This window comes from Pseudolactococcus reticulitermitis (assembly GCF_002260845.1).
Classification (GTDB): Bacteria; Bacillota; Bacilli; order Lactobacillales; family Streptococcaceae; genus Pseudolactococcus; species Pseudolactococcus reticulitermitis.
On record NZ_BEDT01000002.1, the window covers coordinates 410,629 to 427,202 of the forward strand.

The 16,574-nt window shown below is 42.3% G+C and carries 19 protein-coding genes; 1 reads left to right on the top strand and 18 read right to left on the bottom strand.

From position 1 onward, the window contains the following. Positions 1 to 306 precede the first annotated feature (306 nt). From RsY01_RS05875 to RsY01_RS05960, 18 genes are all read right to left on the bottom strand, one after another. A complete protein-coding gene (locus tag RsY01_RS05875; RefSeq protein ID WP_094784616.1) occupies positions 307 to 708 on the bottom strand; it encodes a type I restriction-modification system subunit M N-terminal domain-containing protein in 402 nt (133 codons plus the stop codon). Next, on the bottom strand, positions 701 to 919 hold the full coding sequence (locus RsY01_RS05880; RefSeq protein WP_094784617.1) for a helix-turn-helix domain-containing protein: 219 nt from the start codon (positions 917 to 919) through the stop codon (positions 701 to 703). Before RsY01_RS05880 ends, RsY01_RS05875 begins: the two co-directional genes overlap by 8 nt. 417 nt (positions 920 to 1,336) lie before the next feature. Then, a complete protein-coding gene (rlmD, locus tag RsY01_RS05885; protein ID WP_094784618.1) occupies positions 1,337 to 2,701 on the bottom strand; it encodes a 23S rRNA (uracil(1939)-C(5))-methyltransferase RlmD in 1,365 nt (454 codons plus the stop codon). 86 nt (positions 2,702 to 2,787) lie between these two features. Further along, positions 2,788 to 3,048, bottom strand: coding sequence for a helix-hairpin-helix domain-containing protein (locus tag RsY01_RS05890; protein WP_094784619.1), 261 nt, complete (start codon positions 3,046 to 3,048; stop codon positions 2,788 to 2,790). A gap of 8 nt (positions 3,049 to 3,056) precedes the next feature. Beyond that, entirely contained in the window at positions 3,057 to 4,130 is a 1,074-nt protein-coding gene (locus tag RsY01_RS05895) for an ABC transporter substrate-binding protein (protein WP_094784620.1), read from the bottom strand. Then, positions 4,131 to 4,715 carry a LemA family protein gene (locus tag RsY01_RS05900; RefSeq protein ID WP_174655189.1) on the bottom strand — a complete coding sequence of 195 codons (585 nt, stop codon included), beginning with the start codon at positions 4,713 to 4,715 and terminating at the stop codon, positions 4,131 to 4,133. Between the two features lie 35 nt (positions 4,716 to 4,750). After that, positions 4,751 to 5,578, bottom strand: a complete 828-nt coding sequence (locus tag RsY01_RS11090) for a TPM domain-containing protein (protein WP_157905785.1) — start codon at positions 5,576 to 5,578, stop codon at positions 4,751 to 4,753. Then, positions 5,565 to 6,347, bottom strand: a complete 783-nt coding sequence (locus RsY01_RS05910; RefSeq protein WP_094784621.1) for an ABC transporter permease — start codon at positions 6,345 to 6,347, stop codon at positions 5,565 to 5,567. Before RsY01_RS05910 ends, RsY01_RS11090 begins: the two co-directional genes overlap by 14 nt. Continuing rightward, entirely contained in the window at positions 6,344 to 7,144 is an 801-nt protein-coding gene (locus RsY01_RS05915; RefSeq protein WP_094784622.1) for an ABC transporter permease, read from the bottom strand. The genes RsY01_RS05910 and RsY01_RS05915 overlap by 4 nt, the downstream gene beginning before the upstream one ends. After that, a complete protein-coding gene (locus tag RsY01_RS05920; protein WP_094784623.1) occupies positions 7,141 to 8,319 on the bottom strand; it encodes a DUF998 domain-containing protein in 1,179 nt (392 codons plus the stop codon). The genes RsY01_RS05915 and RsY01_RS05920 overlap by 4 nt, the downstream gene beginning before the upstream one ends. A gap of 15 nt (positions 8,320 to 8,334) precedes the next feature. Continuing rightward, complete coding sequence (locus tag RsY01_RS05925; RefSeq protein ID WP_094784624.1) at positions 8,335 to 9,486, bottom strand: ABC transporter ATP-binding protein; 1,152 nt, start codon at positions 9,484 to 9,486, stop codon at positions 8,335 to 8,337. Continuing rightward, complete coding sequence (murB, locus tag RsY01_RS05930; RefSeq protein WP_094784682.1) at positions 9,476 to 10,390, bottom strand: UDP-N-acetylmuramate dehydrogenase; 915 nt, start codon at positions 10,388 to 10,390, stop codon at positions 9,476 to 9,478. The genes RsY01_RS05925 and murB overlap by 11 nt, the downstream gene beginning before the upstream one ends. Positions 10,391 to 10,633: 243 nt before the next feature. Continuing rightward, complete coding sequence (thrB, locus tag RsY01_RS05935) at positions 10,634 to 11,500, bottom strand: homoserine kinase (protein WP_167373236.1); 867 nt, start codon at positions 11,498 to 11,500, stop codon at positions 10,634 to 10,636. A gap of 16 nt (positions 11,501 to 11,516) precedes the next feature. Continuing rightward, positions 11,517 to 12,797, bottom strand: a complete 1,281-nt coding sequence (locus tag RsY01_RS05940) for a homoserine dehydrogenase (protein WP_094784626.1) — start codon at positions 12,795 to 12,797, stop codon at positions 11,517 to 11,519. An 87-nt stretch (positions 12,798 to 12,884) separates the two neighbouring features. After that, on the bottom strand, positions 12,885 to 13,475 hold the full coding sequence (yihA, locus tag RsY01_RS05945; protein WP_094784627.1) for a ribosome biogenesis GTP-binding protein YihA/YsxC: 591 nt from the start codon (positions 13,473 to 13,475) through the stop codon (positions 12,885 to 12,887). 52 nt (positions 13,476 to 13,527) lie between these two features. Beyond that, positions 13,528 to 14,745, bottom strand: a complete 1,218-nt coding sequence (clpX, locus tag RsY01_RS05950) for an ATP-dependent Clp protease ATP-binding subunit ClpX (RefSeq protein WP_432205767.1) — start codon at positions 14,743 to 14,745, stop codon at positions 13,528 to 13,530. Between the two features lie 42 nt (positions 14,746 to 14,787). Continuing rightward, on the bottom strand, positions 14,788 to 14,958 hold the full coding sequence (locus RsY01_RS11000; RefSeq protein ID WP_094784629.1) for a hypothetical protein: 171 nt from the start codon (positions 14,956 to 14,958) through the stop codon (positions 14,788 to 14,790). Then, positions 14,959 to 15,471 carry a dihydrofolate reductase gene (locus tag RsY01_RS05960; RefSeq protein WP_094784630.1) on the bottom strand — a complete coding sequence of 171 codons (513 nt, stop codon included), beginning with the start codon at positions 15,469 to 15,471 and terminating at the stop codon, positions 14,959 to 14,961. 145 nt (positions 15,472 to 15,616) lie between these two features. Between RsY01_RS05960 and RsY01_RS05965 the strand changes: the two genes are divergently transcribed. Next, on the top strand, positions 15,617 to 16,555 hold the full coding sequence (locus RsY01_RS05965; RefSeq protein WP_094784631.1) for a glycosyltransferase: 939 nt from the start codon (positions 15,617 to 15,619) through the stop codon (positions 16,553 to 16,555). The last annotated feature ends 19 nt before the right edge of the window (positions 16,556 to 16,574 follow it).

Sequence of the window (16,574 nt, forward strand, 5' to 3'; positions counted from 1 at the left end):
TTTGCTATCATCTGCAATGTTCTCAACATGGTGGGTCTGCGGAAAGTGGTCGACTGGCAGAAAACACCCCCTTACACACCCCCTCGATTTAAATATCTCGAGCAAGCACACCCCACTAAACACCCCTAGCCTCAGCGGAATAAACGGAAAAATCAACGTTCCACACCCCTACACCCCCTACGAAATCGAACGTCGTCACCAAACATAAAAAACGACAAACAAAAAGACCTTCAACTCCCAACTGCGAGCGGAAAGCCTATATACAAGCCATTTCAATCCTATTTCTTTGTATCAACCTAGCGATGATTATATCGATTTCGGCGCTAAATTTAAGCTTTTCAGAATATCTTGAACCCGATTAGAATAACCTTCTAGATAACTCTCAAAGTTAGTTTTGATGTTATCTGGCTCATCTAGCAAGTTTTTTAACGTAAATTTGCTGGCGTTGTAATACTTATAGCCGGAGATGGACTCCAATACCTGTTTAGGGGTATTTTGATTTTTTGCATAGGCTTCTACCACGCTTTGTTTCGTAGGTAGCAGAGCAGCCTCAAGTCTTGCAATGACAAATAGCGGAATGATGACATCTCGGTATTTATCAGCACGATAAGCGCCACGAAGTGTGTTTGCAATTGACCAAACCATATTCACTTCATTTGAAATATTGATGTCATTTGATTGAAAGATTGGTAGTTTACTATTATTCATTTTCGCTTTCTCCATTCTCTATGTTCACAATATCGCCAAAATCGACTTTAAGCGCCTCAGCTATCTTCACCAATGACTCCATCGCCACAGGTTCATCTTTTCCAAGTTTCGCAATTACATTGGCGCTAACTCCCGATAATTCCTTTAATTGGGTTCTATTAAGATCTTTATCAATCAGTAATTTCCACAATCTTTTATATGATATTGGCATTTTTTCACCTCAATCTTTCTACTTTTGTTCAATACCTGCTGATATTATATCACAATATGCTAAAATAATCTCACAGATATGCAATTTTTATGATAAAAAAACTGCCTATTCGGCTATTTGTGCTAATGCAAATTGTTTAGCGAATTGCAAGTTTTGTCAAAAATATTCTAAACGTCACAAAAAGGAAACGTTACTTGTAATTTTGTTCTATGATTTTACTTTCTTCGCAAAATAATCTCCTTATCAATCTAATACCAAAAAAACATCCAACCTACTCACTCAGCTCCCAAATAACCAAGCCGCACACTCAACCCTAACCCCTAAACCCACGCTAAAACTCCGTTTCAGGCACTAAAAAAGCTCCCTAGACACAAGTCCAGAAAGCCTGAGAAACCCTATAAACAAAAGGTTCAAGCCTTATTTAACCTTAGATAGTAATGCTACACACTCGATGTGATGCGTCTGCGGAAACAAATCAACAGGCTGCACCTTCTCAAGCACATAGCCTAACTCCTCAAACCGCACCACATCACGCGCAAAGGTTGCTGCATTACAAGAAATATAAATAAGACTTCGCGCGCCGACGCTCGCGGCTGACTTGATAAAAGTCTCATCAAGCCCCTTACGCGGTGGATCAACCAAAATCACATCAGGTGTTACACCATCAGCGACCCAGTCGCCCATGACTTTCTCGGCTTTACCCGTTACGTAAGTCACATTGTCGATACCGTTTAACTCAGCATTCTTACGCGCATTTTCAACAGCTGCAGCTACGACTTCAACGCCATAGACGTGCTTGACCTTGTCGGCAAACGATAAGCCAATCGTCCCGATACCTGAGTAGGCATCAATCACGACATCATCTGAGTTTAAATCCGCAAACTCGATCGCTTTTGCATACAACACTTCTGCTGCTGGCGTATTGACCTGATAAAATGAGGGTGCAGAAATCTCGTATTTGCGCCCTAACATAATGTCGGTGATGAAATCTTGGCCAAACAGCACGTGCCAATCATTTCCAAAGATGTTATTACCAGTAGAAGTGTTGACGTTTTGCATCACAGACTTAATGGCTGAAAATTGCTTGGTAAGAGCGTTTATAACACTGTCTACTTTGAAGAAAGAAGCCTTGCGTGTGACGAAAATTACCATAATTTCGCCAGTTGCGTGAGCACGACGAATGACAATATTGCGAACAAAACCAGTATTTTCAGTCTCGTTGTAGGCTTTGAGGCCAAATTTTCGGAGTAAATCACGAACTGCGATGACGACCTCATCAATTTCAGGTTGTTGGATAAAGAAATCTTCAACCGGCACCAGCGTGTGGGAATGTTTGCGGAAGAAACCCGTTTCCAGCACGCCATTGACTGAACGGACAGGGATGCTGGCCTTATTGCGATATTGTGTAACGTCTGGGCTGGCAATGGCCTCTAGAACAGGAAAATCAGCCTTGTGCGCTGTTTTAGAGAGTAGCTCGACAATCTGCTTGCGCTTGAATTTCAATTGCTCAGCATAGGCTAAATGGCCGAAATCGGCAATGCCTGTTCGCAAGTAGTCAAGATTGATATCTGTGACGCGGTGCTCAGAAGTCGTGAGGTAAGTTTCAACCTTACCAAATCCGAATTTTTTACCTGTTTTCAAGACGCGCATCTCAATCATCTCACCCGGTAAAGCATTCTCCACAAAAAACGGGTAGCCGTCAATCTTGACAACACCCGCTCCCTCGTGGGTCAAATCTATTACTTGAACTTCAAAAATATCATTTTTATTAAAATTAGTCATGACCTCATTATATCACATCTTGGCAGGTGTCGCGCTAATCACAACAAAAAAACGAGCTACAAACTCGTTTTTTCTAGTTTCATCTATCAATCCTTCCAATCCCACCAATTTTGTTTGTCAGCAGGTAGTGCACCGTCATGATTGGCATAGAAGACAGCTAAGCGATAAGTATAAAGAACGCATCTATCTAGCTCACCTTCCCCCAGTCCTTGTGCCAAACAATCCGCAACATAGATTGCTTCTGGGCTATGATTTCGCAAGGAGGCAATCGTTGGAAAACCTGCTTTGGTCAGGTGCTCCGCCATTTTCATACCGATGCCGGGTATTTTCATTAAATCAGTGGTCATTTTGTCACCTACTTCCGATACATCTTAAACTCTAAAAACAAATCGTTGTAAATCCCTAGGTATTCAGGGCCAAGATTTCGATAGACTTCCAGATTTTTCATAGCCGTGGCATCTGGGTAGAAAGCTCTATCTGACGTGATTGTCTTAGGCAATAAAGCCTCGGCTTTCATGTTTGGTGTGGCATAGCCAACGTATTCTGCATTTTTAGCTGCATTTTCAGGTTTCAGCATAAAATTGATAAAGGCGTAAGCCGCAGCATAGTTCTTCGCTGTTTTTGGAATCACGATATTGTCAAACCAGAGATTTGAGCCCTCACTTGGGACGACATAATGCAGATGCTCGTTTTCACTGACCATTTCTGCCGCCTCCCCTGAAAACGTGACTGCCACTGCCGCTTCGTTGTTAATCATATACTGCTTAATTTCATCAGCAACAATGGCTTTAACATTAGGCGTTAAAGATTTGAGATGGTTATAAGCCTTATTCAGCTGCCCCATATCTTTTGAGTTGACGCTATCACCTTGCTCATTAAGCGCAAGCCCAATCACTTCACGCGCCCCATCAATCAACATCAGATTATTTTGATACTCAGGCGACCATAAATCCCGCCAATGCTCAGGTGGCGTCTGTACCATCGTGTCATTATAGGTAATCCCAAGCGTCCCCCAGAAATAAGGAATCGAGTAAACATTGCCCTGATCAAAACTTTGATTTAAAAACCGAGGATTGATATGCGCTAAGCCCTTGATTTTCGAATGGTCAAGCCGATTTAAAAGCTTCTCCGACTTCATCTTATCAATCATGTACTCGCTGGGAATGGCAATATCATAAGTCGTCCCACCCTGCTTAATTTTCGTGTACATGGCTTCATTGGAATCAAAAGTCACATAATTGACCTTGTAACCCGTCTCTTTTTCGAAACTTTTCAGTAAACTTTCATCGATATAATCGCCCCAGTTGTAAATGGTAAGCTGGTTACTGATCGCAGAACTGCCGCTATCCGCGGATAATTTAACGGCTAAGAGGCCAAGCACGGCAATAATCGCAAGGACACCTCCCATAAAGTAGACTAATCTTTTCATTTATTGACTGCTATCACCGAAATTAACATTGGGGGCATCTTTGGCAGACTCAGCCGCTTTGAAATAGTCTTTTTTAGTCGCACCACGCATCCCTGCGACGATAGATGTTGGGAAAAGTGAAATTTTGGTGTTATAAGATTTGACAGCATCATTATAATTCTTCCGCGCAACCGTAATACGATTTTCAGTCCCTGCTAATTCATCTGCTAACTGCGTGAATTGTTTGTCCGCCTTGATATCAGGATAGCTAACTTGCAAGCGTAGCAAACCATTCAAAGCTGAGCTCATTTGATTGCTAGCTGTTGCCTTATCAGAAACCGTTTCAGCTTTACTCATGGCACTTTGAGCAGTCGAAATGGCGGTAAAGATTTTTTCTTCATGCGTTGCATACCCCTTAACCGTTTCGACCAAGTTAGGGATTAAGTCGTTCCGTCGTTGCAGTTGCGTATCAATATCAGCATAGGCTGAATCGACACTATTTTCTTCTTTCGTAATCCCATTGCCAATGCTGAAAAAGGCAACAATCACAATGACAAGGACTGCTAAAATACCAATGACTAGGCTATTTTTCTTCATAAAATTCATCTTTTTTCTCTTTTCTATCTTGTAAAGTCAATCTTTTATCGACCAGCTCCGCCACCTGATGAAGAACCGCCGCCAAAGCCGCCACTACCACCTGATGAACCACCAGAGCCACCACCATAACCGCCTGAACCACCACCACGATTATTAAAAATCGCAAGGAGAAGCCAGACGAGGACATCGCCGTGACCTGTAAAAATCATCCCAAAAACAAACATTAAGATGATGCCGAAAATAATCATCCCTCCCAGCGAACTTCCCCTAGACTGATGAGTTGTTTCGTCGTTATCATCGTTCTGAGAAGTCTCATCAGATGATGCTTCACGACTAACATAACCAGTTAAGACATCTGAAAATGCTGAAATAGTTTTGGTTACTGCGGTGTCATAATCATCTTTGACACGGTAAGGCACAAAGTCAGTATCTAAAATACGACCAACCTTACCGTCATTCAACTCACCTTCAAGTCCTTGACCAACCTCCACCCATACTTTTTTCTCATCTTTAGCAATCAGCATGAGTAGGCCGTTATCAGACGCTTTATCGCCAATTCCTGTCTGATTAAACACAGCATTGGCGTATTCTTGAATCGTCTTATTTTTTAAATCGTCAACGGTCAAAACAATGATTTGCGCTTTTTTGCCCACATCTAAATTTTCGAGTTGATGATTTAAGTTATTTTCTGTCGTATCTGACAATAAATCTGCTTGGTCATAGATATAAGTGTGATCTTGCCAAGTAATTTTCGATACTGCATCACCACCTTTAGGGTCACCTTGCCATTTTAAAAAGCCAAAAACGCCGGCTAAAGCCACTAGCATGATGGTCAAGAAGATGATTTTTTGGGTAACCTTATTTTTCTTCATCCGCACTCCTCATAATCATATAATACCCGATTACGAGCAAAATTGAAAGCATAAACACTAGCGCAGATAATGCATTAATCTCAAGCGAGATACCATGGCGTGCGCGAGAGTAGATTTCGACAGACAAAGTCGAGAAACCATTCCCCGTTACGAAGAAAGTCACTGCAAAATCATCCAAAGAATAGGTAAAGGCCATGAAAAAGCCTGCGATAATCCCCGGTGTTAAAAATGGTAGCACGACTTCCGTCATCGTTTGGCGCTGGGTCGCGCCTAAATCATAGGCAGCATTGATCATATCCTGATCCATTTCCTGCAAGCGGGGCAAGACCATCAGCACAACGATAGGAATTGAAAAAGCGATGTGCGCCATCAGGACAGAGGCAAAGCCTAGTTTAAGCCCGATAGAAGTCAGGAGAATCAGGAAACTCGCCCCAATCATCACATCTGGCGACACCAGCAAGACATTATTCAAGGCTAAAATCGTATGCTGACGTTTCTTTTTAGACTGATGAATATAAATCGTCCCAAAAGTACCAATCATCGTCGCAATAAAGGCAGATAGAAAAGCCAGCAAAAAGGTCTGAACGACAATTAAGATTAAACGACGATCTGCAAATAATGCCTGAAAATACTCCAAAGTAAAGCCGGTAAAGGCGTTCATATTGCCATTTTTGTTAAAGGCATAAACGATTAGATAGAAAATCGGCAAATACAAGAGAGCAAAAACAAAAATCAAATAGGCATTTTCAAATTTAAAACGTCGCTTCATGCTTTGCTCCCCCTCTCCCGTGTTAGGTACATGACCACGAACATGGTAATAATCAGTACCATACCGATAGTTGCGCCCATGCCCCAGTTTTGCGTGACGAGAAAATGTTCCTCAATGGCAGTGCCCAGCGTAATCACGCGGTTACCACCGATAAGGCGTGTCAGCATAAATAAACTCAGACTTGGAATAAAGACCGCTTGCACGCCAGATCTGACACCGTTCATGGAAAGCGGGAAAATAATCTGTGTGAAATTTTGAAGCCGTGTTGTGCCTAAATCATAACCAGCTTTGATTAAATTACCATCAATCTCATCAATGGCATTAAAAATCGGTATCACCATAAAAGGAATTTCGATATAAGCCGCCACAAAAATGAAAGAAAAATCAGTAAAGAGAATTTGTTGGCTCCCTAGTCCCATAAAGTTTAGAAAACTATTCACTGCCCCAGATTGGCCAAAAATGCCGATAAAGGCATAGGCTTTGAGCAAGAGATTAATCCAAGTGGGTAAAATAATTAACATCAACCACAGTTGTTTGTGTTTTAATTTCGTCAAAAAATAGGCGGTTGGATAACTAATCACAAGTGTCACGGCTGTGATAATTGCCGCATAAATGACGGAGTTAACCGACATTTTCAGATAAGTCCAACTGGTGAAATACGTCCCATAATTCGCCAAGGTCGCATTGCCATTAATATCGAAAAATGATTTATAAATCAGCAAAGCAATCGGCGCTAGGACAAATAAGAACAGCCAGAGCACATAAGGAATGGCAGATAATTGATTTTTTTTAGTCATAATGTTTCTTCTGGTGTCATATCGACAAGTTTAAGCTGCCAGCGACGATGAGCTTGCGATAAATCTTGAATCGCATTGATTAGCATCACTAGCCAGATAAAGGCAATAACAAAGGCGATGATTTCAAAAAATGTCAGAGATAAATAATGAATACCTAAAAATAAAAAAGTAGATAAGACTAATAGGCCCAAGGTGATAGCAGAATAGACGAGAAACTCTTTTGAAATCTCAGGCAAGAGCCATCTTAAAAGTAGGATTAAAACCATGATACAGCCAACAATACCAAAGGCTGCTAGGTTATGCACCGTCATCGTCCAAGAATAATCATTGGCTGGAAAAATACCGACACAGGCAATCAAAACCGCAATCAAGTAATAGAAAAATCGCACAACTGTACTTTTTTTGGTATAGGCATCACTTCTCGAAAATTCTGAAAACAAGTAGTCTGTAATCGTCAGTAAAATCAAGCCTGAAAAAATCAGCGTTAGGTTAAATTCCCAGTAGGTTCTAGCTTCAGAAGTGCCTAAAAAGCTAAAATTAAAGCGCCACCAATCTCGTTGATTGTTCATCGCCATGGCAACCAGCACGCCACCGATAAATGTGACAAATAGCATGGTAATTAAATTAGAGACCTTGACGGACATGGCTGAAGAAATGAGGACAAAGTTGATAATCGCAGAAAACGCCAAGACAAATAATGAAGCGGTCACAGGATCAAAACTCACGCCATTAAAGGTATAGCGCATCACATAAAAAGCGATGACTGTAACCGCTAAGGTCACTAAAGTATAGGTCAATGCCAAAGTCAAGGTTTCCCGCATTTTTGTGAACCAAGACTGTCTCGCCCGTGCATGCGGCGTCTTGCGATAAGCCAAAACAAAGGAGACCAAACCTGATAATATCCCAAAAACTGAACTCGCATTTGCAACAGAAATCAGCTCATTTCCTGTGAAAGAAATTTGTGATTTTTGACTTACTAAGAAAGTCATCAGCCCCATCAGCCAAGCAAATAAACTAGGAATGAATAAATGACGTAAAGAAAAATTTTGCTGATTATGATCTGATGCGCTCTCTAATTTAAGCGAAAAGCCGTTATCAACTGCTTCTAAAATCAAAGCTTCGTCATCAGTTAATATTTCTGCTAGTGTATCTGGTACCGCGATATATTTTCCCATTTTTCCCCATTTAAGTTAGTCTTTGATATTTTCTTCCTCGATGGCATTAATCAGACCAGCTTCGACAATTTCTTCATCGACATATTCTTCAATCCGAGCATCAAATTCTTCTTCTGTTTCATTGAGTCGCATGATATGAATGTCTTCTGGCTCAAAATCCAGACCGATGACTTCGCCCACAATGGCGCGACGTGTCGAATGAATCATCCACTCCTGCCCTAGTTCGTCCACTGCGATAATTTCGTAATGCACCCCACGAAAAAGTTGCGTCTGAACTTTAACGATTAATTTCCCCTCATCTGGTAAGGTTAATCTCAGATCTTCAGGCCGAATGACAACTTCGACAGGCTCATTTTTTCGCATGCCACCGTCGACAGATTCAAATTTTTTGCCATTAAACTCGACCAGATAATCGGCTATCATAATCCCTGTGACAATGTTGGACTCGCCGATAAAATTCGCCACAAAACGATTGATTGGCTCGTCATAAATATCAACTGGCGTGGCTGATTGGACGATTTCGCCATCATTGATGATGAAAATCCAGTCGCTCATGGCTAAGGCTTCTTCTTGATCATGGGTAACGAAAACAAAAGTAATGCCAAGTTTTTGTTGCAAGGCACGTAGCTCGTACTGCATTTCAGTTCGCAATTTCAAGTCGAGGGCACTCAAAGGCTCGTCTAACAAAACGACCTTAGGCTGATTGACAATGGCTCTGGCAATCGCGACACGTTGACGCTGACCACCTGACAATTTTTGAATCCGACGATTTTCAAAACCAGTCAATCGCACCATTTTCAGCGCTTCTAGGACACGTTTTTCAATCTGCGCTTTGTCCACTTTCCGAATTTTCAAAGGAAAAGCAATATTATCAAAAACATTTTTATGCGGTAAGAGCGCATAATTTTGAAAAACGGTATGCACATCACGCTGATTGATTGGGACATCATTGATGCGTTCAGTGTCGAGATAAATATCTCCAGTCGTTGCATCTGTCAGACCCGCAATAATATTCAAAATCGTTGATTTTCCAGAGCCTGATGCCCCTAGCAGCGTGTAAAATTTCCCTGCCTCTAGCTCAAAATTGATGTCTTTAAGAATGATTTGACCATTGTCCTCAAAGGACTTCGACACATGTTTAAATTCGATGATAGGGTTAGTCGTCAATTTTTTCCTCTCCTAAAATCCGCACTTCTGGCTCTAAAGTCACACCAGAAGTCGCTTCAACCTGCGCAATGACGTAGGCAATCAAGTCCTCGTAGTCCTTGGCAGTGCCGTTGTTGACATTCACCATAAAACCAGCGTGTTTCTCGGACACTTGAACGCCACCAATTTGATGCCCTTGAAGGCCAGCATCTTGAATTAATTGACCCGCAAAATAACCGACTGGACGTTTAAAGACTGATCCACAGCTTGGAAATTCAAGCGGTTGTTTCAATTCACGCAAATGCGTCAAACGGTTCATTTCAGCTTTAATCAGATTGTAATCGCCGTTATTGAGTGAAAATTTAGCTGATAAAGCGATATAGTGCTGACTTTGAAGGACTGATTTTCGATAGCCAAACTGCATATCTTCGGCAGCAATCACGAAAATCTCGCCTGACTGATCCATAACTTGAACACTAGAGAGGACTGTCGAAATCTCGCCGTCATAAGCTCCCGCATTCATAAAGACAGCACCGCCAACTGACCCTGGAATACCACAGGCGAATTCAAAGCCAGTCAAGGAATTTGCCAAAGCGACTTGCGTCGTGTCGATTAAACTAGCGCCAGCCTGCGCTTCAATCACATAACCATTGGCACGAATGACGTTCATTTTTTCGAGTAAAATCACCACCCCGCGGATACCGCCGTTGCGCACGATGAGGTTGCTGGCATTGCCCAAAACGATGAAAGGCGTTTGCGTTGCATTGGCCAATTTGACCAATTTTTGGAGCTGATATTTATCTGTCGGAAAAGCAAGGAAATCAGCTGACCCGCCCACTTTTGTAAAGGTATAATTTGAGAGCGGTTCGTCAAATTTCACTGTCAATTCTGGTAATTTTTCAAGTAGGTCATTTTTAGTTAGCATAGTTACTCTTTTCGTATCAAAAATTTTTTCGTGCAAGACCATCACGTCATCACATAAAAAATAGCTTGTACCAAAGGTACAACACTATTATTTTACCATATTTTTAGGCTTTTTGATTAGGATAACTCGTCCAATAATAAAGACGAATCTAGTAAGCCAAATGGCTACAATCAATCTGCCCCTATACATTAAAATAGAATTTTCACGAGTTCAGGGGTGAAAATTCCATTTTAATGTATTAATTTATTTTGAGACCCTAATCCCTTGCGTATCCACTGCTAACTCTAATAACTGTCCTGAAAAACCTTGCGCTTCAAGTTTTGATTTAATAGTTGCTACTTTATCCAGTGGCGCCATGACCATCACAGTCGGTCCTGCACCAGATAGATAGGTCGCATAAGCGCCTGACCGATACCCAATCTCACGGATTTTAGTCACTTCTGGCACAAGCTGACCGCGATAGCTTTCATGAAATAAATCTTCCGCCATGAGCTGACCTGCAAGCACCATATCACCTGTCAAAAGCGCCGCAATCGCGACATTGGCAATCGCACTTGCCGCCACAGCTTCCTGATAGGCAAACTCACTCGGCAAAACTTTCCGGGAATCACTCGTTTTCAGCTCATAATCTGGAATGAAAGCAAGTAGGCCAGTCTCAGGCATGGGTGCTGTAACATGATTAGTTTTTCCGTTGATGCTATTGGCAATGACTAGATTACCAAAAATCGCAGGCGCGACATTATCTGGATGCCCCTCAATCTTAGTCGCAATCGTTAATTTATCAGCTGCTGACAAGCCAAGTTGCCCCAGTTGATTGGCCAGTTCAATCCCAGCCACAATAACTGAGCTTGATGAGCCAAGCCCGCGCGCCAAGGGAATGTCGCTGACCATTTTAATCTTATGAGGTTTCAAACCTGGCGAAACTTGCAAAGCCGTCTCGACCAACAAATTGCGCGCATCAGACGGTACTTCTGCCCCCAAATCATGCACAATTTCCCAGTGGTCGGCTTGCTCTAAGACTTCCACAGTCAAATAAAGCTTAACCGCAAGCCCCACCGAATCAAAGCCCGGCCCGAGATTGGCTGATGTTGCTGGTACTGTTAGTGTCAAAGTCATCTGTCTACCCTCAAATTACCTTAATCGTATTACGGAGCGTGAAACCATCTAGCGCTGAAATTTTCTCAACCAAACTATCAAACTGGTTCAAGTCCATTTTGTGCGCAATAATGGCAATGCTCGCACGATTGTCGCCAAGGTTTTCTTGGAAAACTTGCTCAAATGACACATTTTCCGCATGGAAAAGCTCAGCCAAATGCAAGAGCTGCCCCGCTTTATCATCAGTTTCAATCGCAAAATAGTACTTATCAACCAAATCTTCTTTTGTGGCATAAACTGTTTCGCGAGCGAAAGTATTAAAAGCAGGCAGCACGGCACCTTTCTGGATACCTTTAGCCAGTTCAATCACATCAGCGACAACTGATGTGGCAGTCGGTTTTTGACCTGCACCGGGACCATAGAACATGGCTTCGTTAATCCCAATAGATTCAACAAAGACAGCGTTCATGACACCATTGACGGTTGCGAGTTGGTGGTCTTTCGGTAAGAATGTCGGCACAACTTCGGCGTATATCCCTGACGGTCGCTCAACGATTTCGCCGACTAATTTGATGACAAAGCCTAGTTTTTGCGCGAGCTTCACATCTTCTGGCGTAATGTGACGAATGCCCTCATGGCGCACATCGTCAAATTTAATCGTCATGCCAAAAGCAAATTGACTGAGAATCACCATTTTATAGGCAGCATCAATCCCGTCTACATCATTGGTCGGATCAGACTCCGCATAGCCTAGACGGCTTGCCTCAGCTAAGGCTTCATCATAAGTCCAGCCCTCGTCAACCATCTTCGTCATCATGAAGTTGCTGGTCCCATTGACAACGCCAAGAATTTTAGTGATTTTATCGGCAGTATAGGAATGAGCCAATGTCCGCAAAATCGGAATACCACCTGCGACGGCTGCTTCATAATACAGTGCCACACCATTGTCTTTAGCAACTTTCAGCAAGTCAGCACCATGCATCGCCAGCAAGTCTTTATTGGCCGTCACGACGTGTTTTTTCGCTTGTAAAGCCTGTGTGATAAAGGTTTTAGCTGGCTCAATACGGCCCATCAGCTCAATCACAATGTCAATCGCATCATCATTTAAGATAGCTGAAATATCTGTTACAAAGTCGTAGGCATGCCCTTGTGCGCGAAGTACGTCTTTCTCAGCAACATCTCTCACTAAAACTTTGGCAATCTGAATATCTGTTCCCGCCTGAGCTGTGATTTTGGTGCTATTTTCTTGTAGCAAAAAAGGAACGCCACTGGCTACTGTTCCAAATCCGAGTAAAGCAATATTGACTGTCATGTGTTTTAACGCTCCTTTAAAATATGATTAGTGCCATTATAACAGAATTTTCAGAACATTTCTATAATATTTATCGCCTAGACACCGTTAATCGACAAAACTTTCAATGACTGCCCAAGCTTCGTCCAAACCAGTTTTATCAAAACTAGAAAAAATAACGAAATCATCCGTACTATCAAACTGCAAAGTTCTCTTAATCATGCTTTCGTGCTTGTTCCATTTACTACGCGGAATTTTATCAGCCTTGGTCGCCACCAAAATCACTGGAATTTCATAGTATTTCAGAAATTCGTACATTTGAACATCATCAGCCGACGGCTCGTGGCGCATATCGACCAAGCTGACAACCGCACGCAAATTCGCACGTGTCGTCAGATATTCCTCAATCATCCCACCCCATTTTTCACGTTCTTTTTTAGAAACGCGGGCGTAGCCATAACCCGGCACATCCACAAAATGAAGGGTGTCATCAATATTGAAAAAATTAAGCAACTGCGTTTTACCCGGTCGACCAGACGTCCGAGCGAAGTTTTTACGATTAAGCAAAGTATTGATAAAACTTGATTTACCGACATTTGAACGCCCCGCAAGGGCAATTTCTGGCATAGCCGTTTCAGGATATTGCTTACTTGATGCCGCTGAAATCGTCAAGCTGACATTGTGAATATTAAATTTCATGTTTCTCATTTCTATCACTGTGACCACTGACCGACCACATTATGAAACGCCATTAAGCGCCTAAGATTAAAGGTTCTTCCGTTCCTCGAACAGCTTCCTCAGTAATCACAACTTTCGTCACATTCGCCATGCTCGGCACTTCAAACATGACATCCATCATCACTTCCTCGATAATCGAACGCAGACCACGCGCGCCCGTTTTGCGCTCAATCGCCTTTTCGGCAATGGCATCTAAGGCACCAGATTCGAATTCTAAGGCAACATCGTCAAAACTCAGGAGACGCTGATATTGTTTCACAAGCGCATTTTTAGGCTCCGTCAGGATATGAACTAAGTCCTCTTTCGTCAAGCGTTCAAGGGCCGCCACGATTGGTAAACGACCGATAAACTCAGGAATTAAGCCAAATTTTTGAATATCTTCAGCGACAATTTCCTGCATATAAGAATCATTTTCGCCTAAGGCTTTATTATTGGCACCAAAGCCAATGATTTTTTCACCTAAACGCTGTTTGACGATTTCTTCAATGCCATCAAAAGCACCCCCAACGATAAAGAGAATATTTTTAGTATCCAACTGAATCATTTCTTGGTTGGGATGTTTACGCCCGCCTTGTGGTGGCACACTTGCAACGGTTCCCTCGATGATTTTCAGTAAGGCTTGTTGGACCCCTTCGCCTGACACATCACGTGTAATTGAGACATTTTCAGATTTTTTAGCGATTTTGTCAATCTCATCGACATAGATAATCCCACGCTCTGCACGTTCCACATTATAGTCAGAAGCTTGTAAAAGTTTGAGTAGGATATTTTCCACGTCCTCGCCGACATAGCCAGCCTCAGTCAGACTCGTGGCATCCGCAATGGCAAAGGGGACATTAAGCGAACGCGCCAAAGTTTGCGCCAAGAAAGTTTTACCAGAACCTGTTGGACCAATCATCAAAATGTTTGATTTTTGCAGCTCAACATCATCATTTTCCACGCTTTCCACAAAATTAATGCGTTTATAGTGGTTGTAAACCGCAACAGACAGCGCCCGTTTCGCCGTATCTTGACCGATGACATAGCCATTCAAAATCTCTAATAGCTCTTTCGGTGTCTTGCTTTCTAAAATATCAGGCTGCCCTTCGCCCTTAAATTCTTCACGCAAAATGTCCATTGATAGCTCAACACACTCATTACAAATGTAGACATCGCTGCCCGCAATAATTTTCTTAACTTCATCTTGTGATTTACCGCAAAATGAACAAAAAATCTCATTCGTCATTATCATTTTCCTAAATCTTTCTTCTTTTAAATCTATAAACCTACGCCATTAAAACAGTGTCTGATAAACCGCATGAATTGAGTTCACGAGGTTGGTAAAGGCACAGAGTAAAAAGAGAATGGCGAGACCAAACTTCTTCTTACGGAGACACTGCACCGCACACACGAAACAAATCCAAGCTAAAACAGCTGTAAAGACGCCAAATATTGTTTTTTCCATTTATCTCTTAATCTCATATCGTTTGACTGTGAACGCATAGTCATTTTTGTCATCGGCAGGATGCTTGACACTTGATACCTCGGTAAAGCGGTCAAATGCTAGCACTTTCGGAAAATAAGTATCGCCGGCAAATGTCCCTGCAATAATTGTCCGATAAAGTCGGTCAAAAGAGTCTTTGAATGCGACAAACATCTCAGCTCCACCCGTGACATATAAATTTTTAGCCGTTTCTGGATTTTGCGACTGATACCAGTCAAGCACAGCGCTAGGACTATGAAAGACAAGCACGGCATCATTGTCAACTTGATAGGTCTCATCTCGTGTCATCACAATCGTCGTCCGACCCGGTAGCACACGCTTGTGCATACCCTCAAACGTCTTACGACCCATTAAAATGACCTGCCCCATCGTCGTTTGCTTAAAATGTTGAAGTTCACTCGGCAAAAACCACGGCAAAACACCATTTGAACCAATCAAACCTTGTGCATCTTCTGCCCAAATTCCTGCTATCATACATCACCTCATCTTTTTTAATCAACTCATTTCATTATACCGTAAAATGCCTTATTTTACCATTATACACCACACGGGATTTGAATGATTTACAGCTAAAACCACAGTATGCCCAATAAAATGTTAGAATAAAGACATGAACTATATGACCCATACACTAGAACCTTGGATGCCAGTCGGTGCGACTAAGCCTAAGGATGACATTGCCAAAATTGCCACTGAAATCGGCTGGAACCGTCTTGAAATTGACCGTGCCACTCAGGAAACGACTGCCGATAACCTTGTCAGCAACCTCACCGCATCTGACATTGTCGTCCATCAGTTTCCCAGCTATCTGTCTTTAGCGTTTGAGGAAAACTTTCAACAAGCAGTCCAAGAAACTGGCGCAAAATTTATCATCTTAATCCATGATTTTGAACCTCTGCGCCTGTCAGCACGACAAGACAGCGACCGTGAATATGCACTATTAAACCGTGCTGACGGTCTCATCGTTCACACTACCGAGATGGCTAAAGCCCTAAACATCCCTATCCCGACTTTTATTTTGGGGCTTTTTGACTACCTGACCGACAGCCAAATTCCTGACAGAAACCCGAGCCAAAACTTGATTTTTGCCGGCACTTTGACCAAAGCACCTTGGCTCAAAAATTTCCCCTTGCCGATTAAAGTCTTCGGCAATCTCCCCAGAAAATGGTCGCCAGCTGACTTGGCACCTACACTTAAACTGCAAGACATTTTACCACAAGACTCAGCACCCGCTGAACTGCCTGACGGTATCGGTCTTGTCTGGGATACTGATGATACAGAAAATACGCACTACCAAACCTATCAGCGACTGAACAGCCCCCATAAATTAAGTTTATATCTGGCTGCAGAACTTCCTGTTATCCTGCCATCATTTTCACCCTTTGCTGATTTTATCACGCAACATCACCTAGGCATAAGCCTAGATGATTTATCCCAACTGCCACTCACTTTTGACTACGATCCCATCATGGGTAAAAAAATCGGACACGCCCTACGACATGGCAACCATACAAAAAAATTGCTCCAAGAATTGGAACAATTTTATGAGACAAAATAAACTCACCAAATGATTTGGT